Below are 18,007 nucleotides of genomic sequence, written 5' to 3'. Positions count from 1 at the left end.
CTTGGACGTTCGACTTCATGGTCACCACCAGCAAGGTGACCATGGTAATGGAAGGAGACTAAAAAACTTTCTTGAAAGGTTTGACCGTTACCTGACGATAAACACCGGCCATCATGTAAGGGTCAGCCTGCGCCCATGCGTTTGCCTCCTCCAGAGACTCAAACTCAGCGATGACAACGGAACCCGTAAAACCGGCGTTGCCTGGATTTTCACTGTCCACGGCTGGTGTCGGCCCCGCGGTGAGCAACCGGCCCTGATCATGTAATTGATTCAGGCGGGCGAGGTGGTCTGGCCTTACCGCCAGCCGTTTTTCCAGCGAATCGGCACTATCCTCGGCATAAATGACATACAGCATAAAAACCTCACAAATAAAGACATGAAACAAAGGGATAAACCATCATACGTGATGAAAATGTCAGAACAAGCATCCTGTGATTCAGACAGCGCAACCGCGCTCGTTCAACCGGGATTGGTTTTTTTTAACAATTAATCGGGTTGTTATTGAATATGATTGCTATTTGCATTTAAACTTGGGCGGCATAAGAGGATAAAGACATACAATGCCGCATACAACGTTTCTCATTACCCGCCGTTATTCATGGCCATTTATACTTTCAGTGGGTATCCACGGTTCGCTGATTGCCGGCTTGCTGTACGCATCATTCAATAATGCGATTGAACTGCCTCAGGAAGCGAAACCGATCAGTGTGGTGATGGTGAATCCTGCTGCGTTTGAAGCGGCGCCTGCGGAAAAGTCCGCGCCCACTGAAACCGAACCTGAACCGGTAAAACAGCCTGAACCGGAACCTTTACCTGAACCGGAACCAATACCCGAACCGATCCCTGAGCCGGTTCCTGTACCGCTGCCGGAACCCAAACCTCAGCCGAAACCAAAGCCCAAGCCTAAGCCTAAGCCGGTGAAAAAGGTTGAGGAATCGAAACCGGTGAAACGCGAGCCCGCCGTCAACAAACAACCACCGTCTCCGTTCACCAGCGAAACGCCAACCCGCAGTGTCAACAATGCGCCAGTTCAGCAGGCGCCTTCAGCGAATACGCAGTCGAGCGGGCCTCGTCCGCTGAATCGGACTCAGCCGCAATATCCGGCGCGTGCTTTTGCATTGCGGGTAGAAGGCCGGGTTAAAATGCAATTCGACGTCGACAGTTCTGGCCGGGTTGATAACATTCGCGTACTTTCCGCAGAGCCGCGTAATATGTTCGAGCGAGATATCCGACAGGCGATGCGCAAATGGCGCTATGAAACCAACAAGCCTGGTAAAGATCTGGTGGTCACGATTGTCTTTAAAATTGATGGCGGGGCGGCCATGGAATAATGCCACGCAGGTGCGGTGGTTGGGAAAAGAGCCGCAATTGCGGCTCTTTTGTCATCTGTTATTCGCGGGGAAATACATCTGCGTTTCACCCGGATTTATGCTTCACCTGGATTAAAGTTGCTTTTGCCAACGGGCAGTTCGCGCGGACGACCTTCTTCATCAACGGCGACATAGGTAAATAGTGCTTCCGTTGCCCGATAACGCTGACCAATGGGCTCCGATGACACTTTTTTCACCCAGACTTCAATATTGATGTTAATGGAACTGCGCCCGGTATGCTGACAGCGCGCGTAGCAACACACCACATCGCCAACCGCTACTGGCTTTAGAAACGACATGCCGTCCACCCGGACGGTCACCACACGGCCTTCCGCAATTTCTTTAGCCAAAATAGCGCCACCGATATCCATCTGCGACATCAACCAGCCGCCAAAAATATCCCCATTCGCATTGGTGTCTGCTGGCATCGCCAGTGTGCGAAGTACCATTTCGCCATGTGGTAACACGTCTTGTTTGCTCATTATGGTATCAATCAATGTAGTTGAATTATCAAGTTAATGCGTGTTTTCAGCAGGCACTGCGCCCTGCGTCATTGCTTGTTTTCTTCCTCTGACTTTTCATTGTCGCCGGGCAAGTGCCGGTAAATATAAATGCCGCACAGCAACGTGAACAGCAAGGTAAATCCGGTCAGACCAAAGACTTTAAAATTTACCCATACACTTTGTGGCATCCAGAAAGCAATGTAAATGTTTACTAATCCGCACGCCAGAAAGAACATTGCCCAGGAGACGTTAAGCTTGCCCCACACGGCTTGCGGCAATGTTAACTCTTTCCCCAGCATTCTCTGGATCAGCGTTTTTTTCATGACAAACTGGCTTACCAACAGGGCGATGGCAAACAGGCCATAGATAATGGTAACCTTCCATTTAATGAACTGATCGTTATGGAATACTAGGGTCAGCGTCCCAAAAATGGCGACCATCAAAAAGGTGACCAGCATCATTTTTTCTACCTTGCGGTACACAAACCAGGTTACCGCCAGCGCCAGCGCGGTTGCGGCAATCAACGCGCCTGAAGCGATGTAGATGTCGTACAGTTTGTAAACCACAAAAAAAACGACCAGCGGAAGAAAATCAAGAAGTTGCTTCATTATGTCAATCCGTCACTCAAGAATGTATTGATGATGACCAAACCGTCATCTGATAACTCAGTCATTATCCTTTATTGTGGCGCGCTGTTCCCGAGATATTGTAATAATTTGCAGAAAATTACGATTAGGCATTCTCGCGGCCAGAGGGATCTGGGGGAAAGGCGTGCCGCAGTGCTACAGCACGCCGTGATATCAGGAGCGCAGCAGCATATAAAGGCGGAACAGGTAAATCAGCATAATGGCGGAAACCAGATTGCTCAGCCCATTCAGGATCACCGCCGTTATGGTGGGAGAAAACATGGTCAGTTTTGTCACCAGCAGCAAAATGGCGATTTTAGTCAATAACCAAAGGATGATCGCCGGCGCTGTGATTTTAAAATTACGGTAGGCTAACCGGGCGCTGGTTTTTATGGCGTAGAAGACGCCACGCTTCTCGATTACAACAATAATCGGCGACATACTTAACGCGATGGCCAGCAGCACGCCGGGGATGACTAAAAACAGCATACCCAACTGGATCAATAGCGTGCATAGCAGGATCAACAGAAACAAGCGGTGTAATACCGGCGCGGAGGCGCCTATCGCCCGCAACGCACTGGTGCGATGTCCTGCGGAAACCATCTGAATCAACATCAGAATGCCGCCAGTAAGCAGGGCGTTGCCAATCAAAGCTGAAAATGAGCCAGCCGCCGACATTTTCAATAATACCGTTTGCTGTTCCGGCGTCATTTGCTGGATCAAGTCCATCATCCCCAGTTCAACAGAAGATAAATCGCTGTCCGCGTTTTGCAATATCTGTAAATCCTCACTACTGGGCGACATGGCATGATTCAGTATGACAGTAATGAGCGCCGTCAGCAGTGCCATCAGTAAAATGCTGAGGAACTGATTACGGGTAAAGTTCATTGTGTCACGGTACAAAGTGTTAGCCGTGATAGGCATGCAAACTCCTTGAAGTAAAATAATCAATCAGACTTAACCGGTGATTGTAACCTGTTACGCTTCAGTGTGGCACCCTGTGTGCTTTGCGACGGCGTTATTTATTAACTTCCCCGTTCTGATCCGCCGTTGTTGTCGCCAGCGGCGGTAATCCGTAATACGCTCGCGCCCGGCTGCAGGCATCAGTGATCTGACCGTTCACCCCGAATTCCTTCACCCTTGATTGTACGAACTCACGACACGGTGAAGGGCGATTGATATAAATAGAGCAGCTAACGGAACCGCCAATTTTTCCCTCCAGGGCGCTACAACGAGGTTTTTTACTGTTGGTTCCGGCCATGCAGCGAAGAAAAGGAGAGAGTGGCTCGGTGAGTTGCGCGGGAACGCAACCGCCGCCGTCATCGGCTTCAGCCCAGTAAAACGACACCCTGAAATAAGCGCAACAAGCGCCGCAACGCATACAGATGTTATCACTCATTTGATTTAACCACCGCCCGTGGAGCATTGAATCAACATTAGCAGGAATGAAAATCTACCGCCTAATTCGGACGATGGGGCGAGGAAATTTCCTGATGCGCATTTTATGCATTTATGTCTGTTTTTGATGTAGATCAATTCTTTCATTTTTAATGATTTAGCATGAATTGATGTGCTTCGCTTTTTGCAAAAAACCTTTAAAAGATGTGATCTGGCTTAAAACAACAATAGCCACAGCAAGGTATATTTCGCTCGAAATTTAAACCATAAAAAGGGAGTGGGTAATGAAAAAGGCGTCTTTCTTATTACTGGCAGCGGCACTGGTGCCATCATTCGTACAAGCGCATCAGGCCGGTGATTTCATCGTCCGTGCGGGATCTGCGACCGTGCGTCCGGTAGAGGGCTCTGATAACGTGTTGGGACTGGGATCGTTTAAAGTTGATAACAGTACCCAGCTTGGTTTGACATTCAGTTATATGGTGACTGACAACATTGGCGTAGAGTTGCTGGCGGCCACGCCTTTCAACCATAAAGTCGGGTTGAATGGCGTAGGGACTATCGCTGAAGTCAAGCATCTACCGCCGTCGCTGGTTGCGCAATATTACTTCGGTGAAAAAGCGGATAAGCTGCGTCCTTATCTTGGCGTGGGGCTGAACTACACCATGTTCTTCGATGAGAAGTTCAATCAGCGCGGGAAAGACGCCGGGCTGAGCGATCTGAGTCTGAAGAACTCCTGGGGGCTTGCCGCACAAGCCGGATTGGATTACAACCTGGATAAAAACTGGCTGATTAATGCTTCCCTGTGGTGGATGGATATTGATACGGACGTGAAATTCAGAGCCGGTAATGATCAGCAAACCATCAAAACCCGGCTAGATCCGTGGACCTTTATGTTTGGCGTCGGATATCGGTTCTGAAGCACGCAATAAAAAAAACGGCGGATACTACCCGCCGTTTTATCGCCAGTAACTAACACATCACTATTGCGAACGCGTCGCGGCTTTCATCTCGCTGACAAAAGCGTGTAACTGGGACAACATTTCAGCCGGTTGATGCTGATTTTTTTCAATAATACGCACAATGGCAGAGCCGGAGATCGCGCCTGCGGCGCCCGCGGCGAGCGATTCACGCACCTGAGCCGGCTCAGAAATGCCGAATCCCTGGAGCGGCGGGGCGGCATGATACTCCTGCAATTTGGCGACCAGATGATGAAGCGGCAGTTGCGCCCGTTTTTCCGTACCGGTCACCCCGGCGCGTGACAACAGATAAGTATAACCCCGGCCATAGGACGCAATTTCGCGCAGCAACTCATCATCGGCATTCGGCGGGCAGATAAAGATCGGCGCGATAGCATGGCGTTGCGCCGCCGCCCGGAAAGGCGCGGATTCCTCTACCGGGACATCGGCAATCAGCACCGAGTCAACACCCACTTCAGCGCAACGTTGATAAAACGCATCAATACCATTGCTGAACACCAGATTGGCGTACATCAACAGACCGATAGGCGTCTCCGGGTATTTCTGCCGGATAGCGGCCAGCATCTCAAAGCAGTGGCCTGGCGTCACGCCCGCCGCAAAAGCGCGTAATGTGGCATCCTGAATGGTTGGGCCATCCGCCAGCGGGTCCGAGAAGGGGATACCCAGTTCCAATGCATCGGCGCCCGCGGCAATCAATGTATCGATAATCTTCAGCGATTGTTCGGGAGAAGGATCGCCCAGCGTGACAAAAGGAACAAACGCGCCTTCTTTTTTATCCGCCAGACGTTTGAATAGCTGTTGATAACGCTCCATCAGATTTCTCCCCGATCTTTCAGAATATCGTGAACGGTAAATATGTCTTTATCTCCCCGACCAGACAGGTTGACCACCAGTATCTGCTCTTTCTCTGGTTCTTCTTTAATCATCTTGAGCGCGTAGGCCAGCGCATGAGACGATTCCAGCGCCGGAATAATCCCTTCGTGACGGGAAAGCGCTTTAAAGGCGTCCAGGGCTTCATCATCGGTGATGGAAACATAATCGGCGCGGCCAATACTGTTCAGGTAAGCGTGCTGCGGCCCGACGGAAGGGAAATCCAGACCGGCGGATAAAGAGTAGGATTCTTCAATCTGTCCGTCGGCGGTTTGCATCATGGGCGATTTCATACCGAAGTAGATCCCCACGCGGCCATGTTTCAACGGCGCGCCGTGTTGTCCTGTTTCAATGCCCAAACCGGCAGGTTCGACGCCAATCAGCCGTACCGACGTCTCGTCAATAAAGTCGGCGAACATGCCAATGGCGTTAGAGCCGCCGCCCACACAGGCCAGCATCGCGTCTGGCAGACGGCCCTCTTTTTCCTGCAACTGGGCTTTGATTTCTTCACCGATCATCCGTTGGAACTCACGCACAATGGTCGGAAAGGGATGCGGGCCAGCCGCGGTTCCCAACAGGTAATGAGCATTATCATAGCTGCCTGACCAGTCGCGCAGCGCTTCGTTACAGGCATCTTTCAGGGTGGCGGAACCGCTGTGCACGGGGATCACTTCCGCGCCCATCAAACGCATACGGAAAACGTTGGGTGATTGACGCTCGACGTCTTTGGCGCCCATGTAAATGCGGCATTTCAATCCCAGCAAAGCACAAGCCAACGCGGTAGCGACGCCATGCTGTCCCGCGCCGGTTTCGGCGATGATTTCGCTTTTGCCCATACGTTTGGCCAGCAACGCCTGACCCAGCACCTGGTTGGTTTTGTGCGCGCCGCCGTGCAGCAGATCTTCACGTTTCAGGTACAGCTTAGTGCGCGTGCCGGCGGTCAGGTTTTTACACAAGGTCAGCGCGGTTGGGCGACCGGCGTAGTTCTTCAGCAGATCAAAAAATTCAGCCTGAAAAGTAGGATCCTGTTGAGCGCTGACAAAGGCTTCTTCCAGTTGGCGTAACGCCGGGATGAGGATCTGCGGGACATACTGCCCGCCGAATTCACCAAAGTAAGGATTAAGTAACGTCATAATATTCCTGTCTTTTATTTGTCGAATCGGGTGCCATGCGGTCGGTTTACAGCGTGCGTAATGACTTGAAAACCGCCGCGATTTTATGCGGATCTTTTTGGCCGGGTTGACTTTCAACGCCGGAATTAAAATCCAGCCCCAGCGTGCCGAACTGCGCCGCCTGCGCCACGTTTTCGGCATTCAATCCGCCAGCCAACATGACGTTGTCCAGCGACTCGTCGTCGAGCAGCGACCAGTCAAATGTTTGACCGCTGCCGCCCTGCGCGTTATCCAGTAAATAGCGATCAACATCTTGCAGATTGCGGGCAGGCAGTTCTCCCTGAATACTCAGCGCTTTCCAGATCTGGCAAGAGGCGGGCAACTGCTGACGAAGCTGTGAAATAGTTTGCTGCTCTTCCTGTCCGTGTAGCTGAACCGCGGCTAATTTAAGTTGTTCGGCGATAGCGATAATTTCGTCAATCGGCGCATCGCGGAATACGCCGACATAGCGCAGCGGGGCGCCGGTAATCACGTTTTTCGCTTGTGCAAGATCAACATGGCGCGCAGAAGCAGCCACAAAAATCAAGCCGCCGAAGATCGCACCGTTGCGATAGGCAGCCTGCGCGTCTTCAGGCCGGGTAAGCCCGCAGACTTTGTTCTCTCCCAGAATGATACGGCGCACCGCCATGCTCAGATCGGGTTCGGACATTAAAGAACTGCCAATCAAAAAACCACTGGCGAACTGGCTCAACTCGCGTATTTGCGCATAACGATTAATGCCGGATTCGCTGATCACCGTCACGTCATCGGGCAGACGCGGCGCCAGCGTTCGGGTACGGTTGAGATCGATGGACAGATCGCGCAAATCCCGGTTGTTGATCCCCACCACCCGCGCTTCAAGCTGGATCGCCCGCTGCAATTCCTCTTCATTACTGACTTCGGTCAGTACGCCCAGCTTCAGGCTATGGGCGATATCGGACAACTGCCGATATTGCTCATCATCAAGCACCGAGAGCATCAGCAGAATTGCATCGGCCTGATAGTAACGCGCCAGATAGATCTGGTAGGGCGAAATGATGAAATCCTTGCACAGGACGGGTTGCGGCACCGCGGCGCTAACGCGTGGCAGAAACGCAAAATCACCCTGAAAATATTTTTCATCGGTCAGGACTGAAATGGCGGAGGCATAGTCCTGGTAAACCTGCGCGATGGCGACGGGATCGAAATCATCACGAATCAATCCCTTTGATGGCGAGGCCTTTTTGCACTCCAGAATAAATGCGGGTTTATTCTGTCGCAGCGCCTGATAGAAATCACGCTGGCTTGGCGCGATCTCATGTTGAAAGGTAGACAGCGGCTGCTTTTGCTGGCGTTCTTCAACCCACAGGGCTTTATCACGCACGATTTTCCCCAGAATCGTTTTATTCAGAACGGTTTCCTGTATCACGTTGTTATCCTCTGGCCGACAGGTCAATAACGCGTTGATAAGCCTGTCCGCTGTGTATGACTTCCAGCGCCTGTTGCGCATTCTGCCGCAGATGCTCCTGCCCGAACAACCGCATCAGCAACGCAACGTTGGCGGCGACGGCGGCGCCATGCGCGCGTTCGCCCTGACCTTGCAGCAGCGCCGTCAGAATATCACGATTTTCTTCCGGCGTTCCGCCCTGCAATGACGATAGTGAATAGCTGTCCAGACCGAAATCGCGGTGCGTCAGTTGGTATGTTTCGATTTTGCCGTCATTCAGTTCCGCAACCTGCGTCGGCGCATGAATGGCGACTTCATCCATACCGCCGCCATGCACCACGGCGGCGCGCTGATAGCCGAGCATTCGCAACGCTTCGGCGATGGGACGCAACAAATCCGGGCTGTAGACGCCGATCAGCGCTAGCGGCGGGCGGGCGGGGTTGACCAACGGCCCCAGCACATTGAACAGCGTGCGGGTTTTCAATTGCTGACGCACCGGCATGGCATGGCGGAAGCCCAGATGATAGTGCGGCGCGAATAGAAAACAGACGCCCAGATCATCCAGCGCCTGACGCGCTACTTGCGCCGACATGTCGAGTTTGATGCCAAACGCGGACAACAAATCGGATGAACCTGAACGGCTGGAGACGCTGCGATTACCGTGTTTGGCCACTTTCAGACCGCAACAGGCCGCGACGAAAGCGCTGGCTGTCGAAATATTGATGCTATTGGTGCCGTCGCCGCCGGTGCCGACGATGTCGGCAAACAGATAATCCGGTCGGGGAAACGGCTGGGCGTCCGCCAATAATGCCGCCGCCGCGCCCGCGATCTCATCAGGGTGTTCGCCACGCACTTTCATGCTGATCAGCGCCGCCGCCAATTGGCTGGCTTCCAGTTCGCCGTGAATAATCGCGGTAAACAGATCCTGGCTTTCCTGTCGGCTGATGTTTTCAGCGCGGTATAATTTTTCCAGCGTGGGTTGTAAGGAATTAGATTGTAAGGAAGATGTATTTTGCATGATCGAGTCCATCCTTAAGCCAAAGCCCAGTCCAGCGTTTGCTCCAGCAAACGCGCACCGTGAGTGGTTAAAATTGATTCAGGGTGAAATTGGAAACCACAAACGCGGTCTGCGTCATTGCGCACCGCCATGACCATGTCATTAAAGCGCGCATTGACGGTCAGCGAGGCGGGAATATTGCTGCCAACCAGCGAATGGTAACGGGCGACCGGCAGCGGCGAGGGTAATCCGTTGAACATGCCCAGCCCATCATGTTCAATGACCGAGGCTTTGCCGTGCAGGATTTCGCCCGCCTGACCGACATGACCGCCGTAGGCTTCGACAATCGCCTGATGGCCGAGGCAGATGCCGATAATCGGCAAGCGGCCACGCAGACGTTGCAGTAGTTGCGGCATGCAACCGGCATTTGCCGGGGTGCCGGGACCGGGGGAAAGCATCAGAACCGGTTTTTCCATCTGCTGCAAGCGTTCAATAATCGCATCGGCAGGTATCTGATTACGGTAAATCACCACGTTGTGCTGACTGGCTCGCAACTGATCCACCAGGTTGTAGGTGAAAGAATCGACATTATCAATCAGTAGGATATCGGCCATTAGAATATCTCCCTGGCATGGTGCGCACTGGCGATGGCCCGCAGTACCGCCCTGGCTTTATTGCGTGTTTCATCGGCTTCCGCCTGTGGGATCGAGTCCAGCACCACGCCTGCGCCTGCCTGAACGGTGGCGATGCCATCCTCGACGTAAGCGGAGCGGATAACAATACAGGTATCCAGATCGCCGTGGGCCGTAAAATACCCCACCGCGCCGCCGTAGCTGCCGCGCCGCGTTTTCTCGCTGTCGGCGATCAACTGCATGGCGCGGACTTTCGGCGCGCCGCTCAGCGTGCCCATGTTCATACAGGCGCGGTAGGCGTGCAACACGTCCAGATCCGCGCGCAACGTCCCAACCACGCGCGAAACCAGATGCATGACGAAGGAATAACGGTCTACTTTGGTCAGGTCGGCGACATAACGGCTGCCCGGTTCACAAATGCGCGCCAGATCGTTACGCGCCAGATCGACCAGCATCAGATGCTCAGCCAATTCTTTATGGTCGGTGCGCATTTCCAGTTCAATACGGCTGTCAAGATCGCGATCCAGGGAACCATCCGCCCGCCGACCGCGAGGACGCGTGCCGGCAATCGGATAAATTTCAATCTGACGGCTGTCGGCATCGTATTTCAACGAGCTTTCCGGCGAAGCGCCGAACAGGGTGAAATCCTGATCCTGCATGAAAAACATATAGGGGCTGGGATTATGCGCTTTCAGCGTGTGATAGGCGGCCAGCGGCGACGGGCAGGGTAATGAGAAGCGGCGCGAAGGCACCACCTGAAAGATTTCGCCGATGCGGATCGCCTGTTGCATCTGGCTGACCACTTCACCGAAGGCTTCGTCGCTCTGATTACAGCGTAACGTCATCTTTTCGATTGACTGATGCGGCAACGCCGGCGCCGGATGGGTCAATTGCTGCTGCAACTGTTCCAGTCTATGTTGCAGGCGGTGCCGTTCGGCATTGTCCGGGGTAAACAGGCTTGCCTGTAGTCTGGAGACCTGTTTTTGATGATCGAGAATCAATAAGGTTTCCGCCAGATAGAAGCAGAAATCCGGGCAGCGTTGTTGTTGACTCAGTGCGGGCAGCGATTCGAAACCGGCAACCAGATCGTAGGCGAACAGCCCGCCGAGAAACATGGCTTCACGTTCGTCTTTCGGGCTGTCGACCAATATCAGAATCTGACGTAAGGCATCAAAGACGGACAAGGCGCGCAGGCGTGCGTCTTCATCCTGAAGCGTATCCGTGTCTGGGAATGTAAGCTCACGTCCGTTCGGGCGATGTTCATTGAGTACCGCTTCCGGCAGCGCGGCATCGAGTAACGGGAGCAATGCCGCGCCGTTTGCCGTCAGCGCTTGTACGGAAACCTGCTGGCCCAGCGCGGTAATGCGTAAGGCGCTATCGACGATCAACAGACTTTGCAGGTTGGCTTTGCTGTCTATCTCCGCGGATTCCAGCAGCAGCGTCGCTGGTCTGGCCCCGCACAATTGATGGAAAATCGCGCTTGGGTCGTTGCGATAGACGGCCTCGATACGCAGCAGTTCCAGTTTTGGTTTTGTTGTTTGCATTATTGCGACCTGTATCATTCCGTATCATTGAATCCATAAAAAAGCCCGCTGAATAAGCGGGCCTGGGAATATTTGCATGTTGTGATAAACGCTATGCGTGATTACTCCACCCGCGACAGGGAAGAGCGCCACCAGCCAAATGTCATCATCTGTTGCATAGTCATTATCATCATCTCACGATGGGTGAATCAAGCTTTCGTACTAGTTAACTAGTTCATGATTCAAAAGTCAACAACAGGAATAACATTATTTTATTGAACGGACGAATGCGGCCATCAGGTATGAAATTACCATTTAACATGCATTAGTGGCATCATGCCGCCTTATCTATGCGTAGCCTTCATGTTGGATACCTTTGTGCCGGAAGAATCTCAATCAATGTTGTCGTCGTTTCCACTCTATGACCTGCATAGCCATACCCGCGCATCGGACGGTTTCTTGACGCCAGCCGAACTGGTCGCCCGTGCGGTGGAAATGCGGGTGAGCGTGCTCGCTATTACCGATCACGATACCACCAGTGGGCTGGCGGAAGCCCGCCATACGATTGAACATCAGCAATTACCGCTACAGCTGGTGTCTGGCGTAGAGATTTCCACTTGCTGGGAAAATCACGAAATTCACATAGTGGGGCTGGGAATGGATATTGAACATCCCGCTTTGCGCGCCCTGTTGCAACAACAGGCGCAATCCCGCCAGGCACGGGCGGAGCAAATCGCTGTCCGGCTGGAGAAAGCCCGCATCCCGGATGCGCTGGCCGGCGCGAGCGGTCTGGCGTCAGGCGGTCAGATCACCCGCGCGCATTTTGCCCGTTATCTGGTTGAACTTGGCGTTGCCGCGAATATCAGTCAGGTATTCAAGAAATATCTGGCGAAGGGGAAAACCGGTTACGTTCCGCCACAGTGGTGTACAATAAAGCAAGCGATTGATGCTATTCATCAATCTGGCGGTGTTTCAGTTTTGGCCCACCCAGGACGTTACGATTTGACCGCCAAATGGCTGAAACGCCTGCTAGCCGCGTTTGCCGAAGACGGCGGGCGGGCGATGGAAGTCGCCCAATGTCAGCAAGCGCCTGATGAGCGTACTCAGCTTGCGCGTTATGCCCGCGATTTGCACCTGTTGGGATCGCAGGGATCGGACTTCCATCAGCCTTGCGCCTGGATTGAGTTAGGCCGGAAATTGTGGCTGCCTGCCGATGTTGAACCTGTCTGGCGACATCCGGCGTTGACGCAAAGCGGACATGGCGGCCACATATGAAAAACATATTGAAATAGGTCATCTCATGAGTCAGTTTTTCTATATTCATCCGCAGAATCCACAATTGCGATTGATTACGCAATCCGTGGACTTTCTGCATAAAGGCGGCGTGATTGTCTATCCCACTGATTCCGGTTATGCGTTGGGATGCATGCTGGGCGACAAAAACGCCATGGCGCGTATCTGTCGTATTCGCTCGTTGGACAGCAATCACAACTTTACGCTGATGTGTCGCGATCTGTCCGAACTGTCCACGTATGCATATGTTGATAACACCGCCTTTCGTCTGATTAAAAACAATACGCCGGGCAATTACACCTTTATTCTGAAAGCGACCAAAGAAGTTCCTCGTCGGCTAATGAATGAAAAGCGCAAGACGATAGGATTGCGCGTGCCGTCCAATCCCATCGCCTTATCGTTGCTGGCGGTATTGAATGAACCGATGATGTCCACGACTTTGATGCTGCCGGGCAATGACTTTGCCGAATCCGATCCAGAGGAAATTCAGGAAACGCTGGGCAAACAGGTGGATTTGATCATTCATGGCGGTTTTCTTGGGCAACAGCCAACCACCGTGATTGATTTAACCGAGTCGTCGCCGAAAATTACTCGCGAAGGCACGGGCGATATCACGCCATTCCTGTAAGTGCGGCGCTATCCAGACAACAGCAACCATCAGTCTGCAAATGAATTGGCATACAAACGGCGCGAATCGCTGTATAATCGCGCCAGTCTTTTTTATAACGCATGATTTCTACGTAATTCACTGAATTATAACAGCGTTTTGTTATTCCCCCCGACGCCTGGGAAGGCGACACTTAGAGGTTGCTCAATGAGCGAAAAGCTACAGAAAGTTCTGGCGCGCGCAGGTCACGGTTCGCGTCGTGAAATTGAAGGTATTATCCAGGCGGGACGCGTTAGCGTTGACGGCAAAATCGCCACGCTGGGTGATCGTGTTGAAGTGACGAAAGCCACCAAAATTCGTATTGACGGCCACGTGGTTTCCGTTAAGGAAACCGAGGAAACGGTTTGCCGCGTGCTGATCTATTACAAACCGGAAGGCGAACTGTGTACGCGCAGCGATCCAGATGGTCGTCCTACCGTATTTGATCGGTTACCGAAAATTCAGGGCTCTCGCTGGGTGGCGGTAGGGCGTCTGGACGTGAACACGTCCGGCTTACTGTTATTTACCACGGATGGCGAACTGGCCAATCGTCTGATGCACCCCAGCCATGAAGTCGAGCGTGAATACGCGGTGCGGGTATTTGGCGAAATCAACGATGAGAAGATCAAACAACTCAGCCGCGGCGTGCAGTTGGAAGACGGCCCAGCATCATTTCGCACCATCCGTTATCAAGGCGGCGAAGGGCTTAACCAGTGGTATAACGTGACGCTGACAGAAGGGCGTAACCGTGAAGTTCGTCGTCTGTGGGAAGCGGTGGACGTTCAGGTTAGCCGCTTGATCCGCGTGCGTTATGGCGACATTCAATTGCCTAAAGGTTTGCCGCGCGGCGGTTGGACGGAAATGAAGCTCGATGACGTCAACTACCTGCGTAAACTGGTGCAGTTGCCGCCGGAAACCGTGACCAAACTGCCTGTTGAGCGGGAACGTCGCCGGGTAAAAGCCAATCAAATTCGTCGGGCGGTTAAACGCCATAGCAAGATTAGTTCGGCGCCGACCAGACGCGCCTCGCCAAAATCCAGGCGTAACGCTTAATCTTCTGACGTTGCGCGTGATTTCCGCTGGTTCGGCGATCACGCTCAACGGCTGAGTTCACCAGTCAATTCCCTGCTGAGCTTTGATTCCCGCATCAAATGCATGTTTGACCGGACGCATCTCGGTCACGGTATCGGCCATGTCCAGTAAATCTCGATGACAGCCGCGTCCGGTGATAATCACGGTTTGTCCGGCAGGGCGCTGGTTCAAGGCATCAACCACCTCATCCAGTTCCAGATAGCCATAACTTACCATGTAAGTCAGTTCATCAAGCACCACCAGATCCAATTGCGAATCAGCCAGCATACGCTTGCCGTGTTGCCAGACGCTCAACGCCGCCGCGGTATCTGTCTGGCGGTTCTGGGTTTCCCAGGTAAAACCGGTAGCCATGACCTGAAACTCCACGCCGTGCTTCTGCAACAGGTTCTTTTCGCCGTTCGGCCAGTCGCCTTTGATAAACTGAATCACGCCTGCGCGCAAATCGTGACCGATAGCGCGGGTCACCGTACCAAAGGCGGCGGTGGTTTTTCCTTTTCCGTTTCCTGTAAAGATAATCAGGATGCCGCGGATTTTACTGGCGGCGGCAATACGGGCGTCCACGCGTTCTTTAATGCGTTGTTGACGTTGTTGGTGACGTTCATCGCTCATCTGATGTTCTCGTTTGGTTATTCGGCGGCCCCGGCTTTTCTGCCGGGTTGGGCGTCAAAGCTTATACCGGTTTTCCGGCGGCTGTCGTCACCCATCAAATAAAGGTATAGCGGCATGATATCCGCCGGCGTTTTCAGTTTATCCGGGTCTTCTTCCGGGAAAGCGCTGGCGCGCATGGCGGTGCGCGTACCGCCGGGGTTGATGCAGTTCACGCGCAGAGGACTGTGACGATATTCTTCCGCCAGCACCTGCATCATGCCTTCGGTTGCGAATTTTGATACTGAATAAGCGCCCCAGCCGGCACGTCCCTGACGCCCGACGCTGGAACTGGTGAAAATCAGCGACGCGCTGGGTGATTTCAATAATAACGGCAACAACGCCTGGGTCAGCATAAACGTCGCATTGACGTTGACCTGCATGACTTGATGCCAGGTATCGACGGATTGTTCCGTCATCAGGGCGATGTCGCCAAGCAAGCCGGCGTTGTGCAGCACGCCATCCAGATGCGGGATCGCCTGCGCCAGTTGGTCGGCGATGTGGAAAAACTGTTCTGAATCGGTGGTCAACATGTCGCAGACAATGATGTGGGGTTCTGCGCCAGGCGTCTGCGAGATTTGCTGTTTCACGGCCTGAAGTTTGCTTTCTGTTCGGCCAAACAGTACAAGACGTGCGCCAAAGCGGGCATAGGTCAGGGCCGCTTCGCGACCGATACCGTCGCCTGCGCCGGTGACCAGAATGATGCGATCTTGCAGCAGGTCGTTTTTAGGTTGATAGTGCACGGAAAATTCCTCTTACCGCAGCGATAAGAATGCCGCGTTTCAGATGACAAACCTGCCAGATACCTTGACTGAGCGGTGTGCCATCGCGCTACTGCACGGTATCCGGCTGAAACTTAAAAAAGATATCCAATCAGGATGAGAAATGAGAATGAGGGAGTTATGCCTTAAATAACACGCGTTTTCAATGAGAGTGGCGCCATTTCTTATGGCGGGTGCGGCAAAAAACAGCGGAAAGCGCGCAAACGGTGTGAATAACATCGCCTTATGGCGCGCCATCAGTTAGCTTAACGGTTTAGCGCACAACGCTGACGTCGTAGTTGGTTGGCATAATCAACATCCTATTCAACACTCCGTTAATGAGGGCGGTATTTGTGGAATTACTTTCTCAGTATGGTTTATTCCTGGCTAAAGCGCTCACCATCGTGGCGACGTTCGGCGCGCTGGTGGTTCTGGCATTTGGTCTGTCGCAGCGCAAGCGCCAGCAGAAAGGTGAATTGCAGGTGGTTAACCTGAGCGAACAGTACCGGGATATGCAACGGGAAATGCAAGCGGCCTGTATGAATGACGCTGAGCGTAAACTGTTATTCAAACAGGAAAAAAAGAAAGGAAAAGCGTCCGCCAGACAGGATAAACAGCGCGCGAAGCGAGGTGAGGGGAAAAGCGTCAAACCTTGCCTCTATGTACTGGATTTCAACGGCAGTATGGATGCCGGCGAGGTGAGCTCGTTACGTGAGGAGATCTCCGCTGTGCTGGCGGTGGCGAAACCTCAGGATGAAGTGCTGCTGCGTCTGGAAAGTCCGGGGGGCGTGGTGCATGGCTATGGGCTGGCCGCATCACAACTGCAACGCTTGCGTCAGGGCGGCGTGCGCCTGACGGTCGCGGTCGATAAAGTGGCCGCCAGCGGTGGCTATATGATGGCGTGTGTGGCCGATCGCATTGTAGCCGCACCCTTTGCCATTCTGGGTTCGATTGGCGTGGTCGCGCAAATTCCCAACTTCAATCGCTTATTGAAGAACAAGGATATTGATGTTGAATTGCATACCGCGGGCGAGTTCAAACGTACGTTGACCCTGTTTGGTGAAAACACCGAAGCCGGACGGGAGAAATTTCAGGCGGATTTGAACGTTACGCACCAGCTATTCAAGCAGTTTGTACAGGATATGCGTCCTGCTCTGGATATTGACGCCGTCGCAACCGGCGAGCACTGGTTTGGTTCTCAGGCCAAAGACCTGGGGCTGGTTGACGCGATCGGCACCAGTGATGATTTACTGATTGCCGAACTGGAGAACCACGAGGTACTCAGTGTCCGTTACACGCGGCGTAAACGTCTGATTGATCGTCTGATGGGGAGTGCGGGGGAAACCACGGCGCGTTTGATGCTGCGCTGGTGGCAGCGTGGAAACAACCCGCTGCTGTAAAGCGTTGATCGCATCTGCCGCCGTCGCCCGCGAATCAACGCGGACGATTTGCTTTTAATCGGTCAGATAATATTTTTCTGACAGCACATGGGCCAGATGTTTAAACATGTTGAAAACCGCGGTGGTTTTCAGCGTTGGCAACCCATTGTCATCAAGGAAAAACTCGCCGCGGAAAACCAGTACGCCATTTTTTTGTTCTACACTGTCGGCGATCATGCCGTGCAGGTAATCGTCGTGATTTTGAATAATGCCGTTAGCCTCCGCCAGCAAGCGTTGACGGTCAATCGGGGATTTTTCTTCATGTACCTGAGATGCATCTGTCATGGATTACCTACTCCTGCATTGAAACTTAATCATCGTTTTTTACGCCAGTACAATCGTCAAGGCCTGAGAGAACGGGATATCGACGGTGCAAAACATTCAGAACGATGGTGATGTTTTTCATGATGGGACGATTGTACTGCGCGACGTGATGGCATCGCAAATGCGCCAGGTTTTAAACACTTGCCTGTCGATGGCGCTTTCAGTCTGAATTGGCTAAAACGACGTTTCCATGCTAATTAGGTTGCGTGGCGTTATTTATCAGGTAGAGTGTGGGATTTTCTGCCATGAGTGGAATAATTTCTTTACGTCATGGCTGTCTGCACTGATTTAATGTAGCGGCAGAGAACGTTAATATTCATACGGAATAGAGGGT

General features: G+C 52.8%; 18 protein-coding genes, 1 pseudogene and 1 other annotated feature. Of the genes and pseudogenes, 6 read left to right on the top strand and 13 right to left on the bottom strand.

Features of this window, described 5'->3' with window-relative positions; all coding sequences use genetic code 11:
* Nucleotides 1–58: 58 nt before the first annotated feature.
* Nucleotides 59–355, bottom strand: coding sequence for a YciI family protein (locus NC856_RS02090; RefSeq protein WP_264088751.1), 297 nt, complete (start codon nucleotides 353–355; stop codon nucleotides 59–61).
* A 205-nt stretch (nucleotides 356–560) separates the two neighbouring features.
* Here NC856_RS02090 and tonB point away from each other — a divergent pair, with 205 nt between their 5' ends.
* On the top strand, nucleotides 561–1,331 hold the full coding sequence (gene tonB, locus NC856_RS02085; RefSeq protein ID WP_264088750.1) for a TonB system transport protein TonB: 771 nt from the start codon (nucleotides 561–563) through the stop codon (nucleotides 1,329–1,331).
* Nucleotides 1,332–1,426: 95 nt separating this feature from the next.
* On the opposite strand, the gene yciA is transcribed toward tonB, so the two are convergent.
* The 4 genes from yciA to NC856_RS02065 form a co-directional block, all read right to left on the bottom strand.
* Nucleotides 1,427–1,852 (bottom strand): acyl-CoA thioester hydrolase YciA, encoded by a 426-nt coding sequence (yciA, locus tag NC856_RS02080; RefSeq protein WP_264088749.1) that lies wholly within the window; start codon nucleotides 1,850–1,852, stop codon nucleotides 1,427–1,429.
* A 68-nt stretch (nucleotides 1,853–1,920) separates the two neighbouring features.
* Nucleotides 1,921–2,481, bottom strand: a complete 561-nt coding sequence (locus NC856_RS02075) for a septation protein A (protein WP_264088748.1) — start codon at nucleotides 2,479–2,481, stop codon at nucleotides 1,921–1,923.
* 192 nt (nucleotides 2,482–2,673) lie between these two features.
* Nucleotides 2,674–3,423, bottom strand: coding sequence for a YciC family protein (locus NC856_RS02070; RefSeq protein ID WP_264088747.1), 750 nt, complete (start codon nucleotides 3,421–3,423; stop codon nucleotides 2,674–2,676).
* Nucleotides 3,424–3,517: 94 nt separating this feature from the next.
* Nucleotides 3,518–3,898, bottom strand: a complete 381-nt coding sequence (locus NC856_RS02065; protein ID WP_264088746.1) for a YkgJ family cysteine cluster protein — start codon at nucleotides 3,896–3,898, stop codon at nucleotides 3,518–3,520.
* Between the two features lie 283 nt (nucleotides 3,899–4,181).
* On the opposite strand from NC856_RS02065, the gene ompW reads away from it, so the two are divergent.
* Nucleotides 4,182–4,814 carry an outer membrane protein OmpW gene (gene ompW / locus NC856_RS02060; protein ID WP_264088745.1) on the top strand — a complete coding sequence of 211 codons (633 nt, stop codon included), beginning with the start codon at nucleotides 4,182–4,184 and terminating at the stop codon, nucleotides 4,812–4,814.
* A gap of 63 nt (nucleotides 4,815–4,877) precedes the next feature.
* On the opposite strand, the gene trpA is transcribed toward ompW, so the two are convergent.
* The 5 genes and pseudogenes from trpA to NC856_RS02035 form a co-directional block, all read right to left on the bottom strand.
* The gene (gene trpA, locus NC856_RS02055) at nucleotides 4,878–5,687 is read right to left on the bottom strand and encodes a tryptophan synthase subunit alpha (protein WP_264088744.1); all 810 of its coding nucleotides are present in this window, start codon (nucleotides 5,685–5,687) and stop codon (nucleotides 4,878–4,880) included.
* A complete protein-coding gene (trpB, locus tag NC856_RS02050) occupies nucleotides 5,687–6,880 on the bottom strand; it encodes a tryptophan synthase subunit beta (protein ID WP_264088896.1) in 1,194 nt (397 codons plus the stop codon). Before trpB ends, trpA begins: the two co-directional genes overlap by 1 nt.
* A gap of 43 nt (nucleotides 6,881–6,923) precedes the next feature.
* Nucleotides 6,924–8,285: a bifunctional indole-3-glycerol-phosphate synthase TrpC/phosphoribosylanthranilate isomerase TrpF gene (gene trpCF, locus NC856_RS02045; protein WP_264088893.1), complete on the bottom strand. Its 1,362-nt coding sequence runs from the start codon at nucleotides 8,283–8,285 to the stop codon at nucleotides 6,924–6,926.
* A gap of 22 nt (nucleotides 8,286–8,307) precedes the next feature.
* Nucleotides 8,308–9,932, bottom strand: a pseudogene (gene trpD / locus NC856_RS02040) (bifunctional anthranilate synthase glutamate amidotransferase component TrpG/anthranilate phosphoribosyltransferase TrpD).
* Nucleotides 9,932–11,494 carry an anthranilate synthase component 1 gene (locus NC856_RS02035; protein WP_264088743.1) on the bottom strand — a complete coding sequence of 521 codons (1,563 nt, stop codon included), beginning with the start codon at nucleotides 11,492–11,494 and terminating at the stop codon, nucleotides 9,932–9,934. Before NC856_RS02035 ends, trpD begins: the two are co-directional and overlap by 1 nt.
* Before the next feature lie 35 nt (nucleotides 11,495–11,529).
* Nucleotides 11,530–11,634, bottom strand: a sequence feature (Trp leader region).
* A 202-nt stretch (nucleotides 11,635–11,836) separates the two neighbouring features.
* Between NC856_RS02035 and rnm the strand changes: the two genes are divergently transcribed.
* The 3 genes from rnm (at nucleotide 11,837) to rluB (ending at nucleotide 14,465) form a co-directional block, all read left to right on the top strand.
* Entirely contained in the window at nucleotides 11,837–12,748 is a 912-nt protein-coding gene (gene rnm / locus NC856_RS02030; RefSeq protein ID WP_404802301.1) for an RNase RNM, read from the top strand.
* A 25-nt stretch (nucleotides 12,749–12,773) separates the two neighbouring features.
* On the top strand, nucleotides 12,774–13,394 hold the full coding sequence (locus tag NC856_RS02025) for an L-threonylcarbamoyladenylate synthase (protein WP_264088742.1): 621 nt from the start codon (nucleotides 12,774–12,776) through the stop codon (nucleotides 13,392–13,394).
* A 186-nt stretch (nucleotides 13,395–13,580) separates the two neighbouring features.
* Nucleotides 13,581–14,465 carry a 23S rRNA pseudouridine(2605) synthase RluB gene (gene rluB / locus NC856_RS02020; RefSeq protein WP_264088741.1) on the top strand — a complete coding sequence of 295 codons (885 nt, stop codon included), beginning with the start codon at nucleotides 13,581–13,583 and terminating at the stop codon, nucleotides 14,463–14,465.
* Nucleotides 14,466–14,522: 57 nt separating this feature from the next.
* On the opposite strand, the gene cobO is transcribed toward rluB, so the two are convergent.
* Together cobO and NC856_RS02010 are read right to left on the bottom strand one after the other, a co-directional pair.
* Complete coding sequence (gene cobO / locus NC856_RS02015; RefSeq protein ID WP_264088740.1) at nucleotides 14,523–15,113, bottom strand: cob(I)yrinic acid a,c-diamide adenosyltransferase; 591 nt, start codon at nucleotides 15,111–15,113, stop codon at nucleotides 14,523–14,525.
* Nucleotides 15,114–15,130: 17 nt separating this feature from the next.
* The gene (locus tag NC856_RS02010) at nucleotides 15,131–15,892 is read right to left on the bottom strand and encodes a YciK family oxidoreductase (RefSeq protein ID WP_264088739.1); all 762 of its coding nucleotides are present in this window, start codon (nucleotides 15,890–15,892) and stop codon (nucleotides 15,131–15,133) included.
* Nucleotides 15,893–16,263: 371 nt separating this feature from the next.
* On the opposite strand from NC856_RS02010, the gene sohB reads away from it, so the two are divergent.
* Entirely contained in the window at nucleotides 16,264–17,310 is a 1,047-nt protein-coding gene (gene sohB, locus NC856_RS02005) for a protease SohB (protein ID WP_264088738.1), read from the top strand.
* Between the two features lie 54 nt (nucleotides 17,311–17,364).
* On the opposite strand, the gene NC856_RS02000 is transcribed toward sohB, so the two are convergent.
* Nucleotides 17,365–17,634: a YciN family protein gene (locus NC856_RS02000; RefSeq protein WP_264088737.1), complete on the bottom strand. Its 270-nt coding sequence runs from the start codon at nucleotides 17,632–17,634 to the stop codon at nucleotides 17,365–17,367.
* Between the last annotated feature and the right edge of the window lie 373 nt (nucleotides 17,635–18,007).

Origin of the sequence: Brenneria izbisi, assembly GCF_025840185.1 — a bacterium.
GTDB lineage: Bacteria > Pseudomonadota > Gammaproteobacteria > Enterobacterales > Enterobacteriaceae > Brenneria > Brenneria izbisi.
The sequence above is the reverse complement of the archived record's forward strand: the minus strand, read 5'-3'. Positions and strand labels throughout refer to the sequence as shown.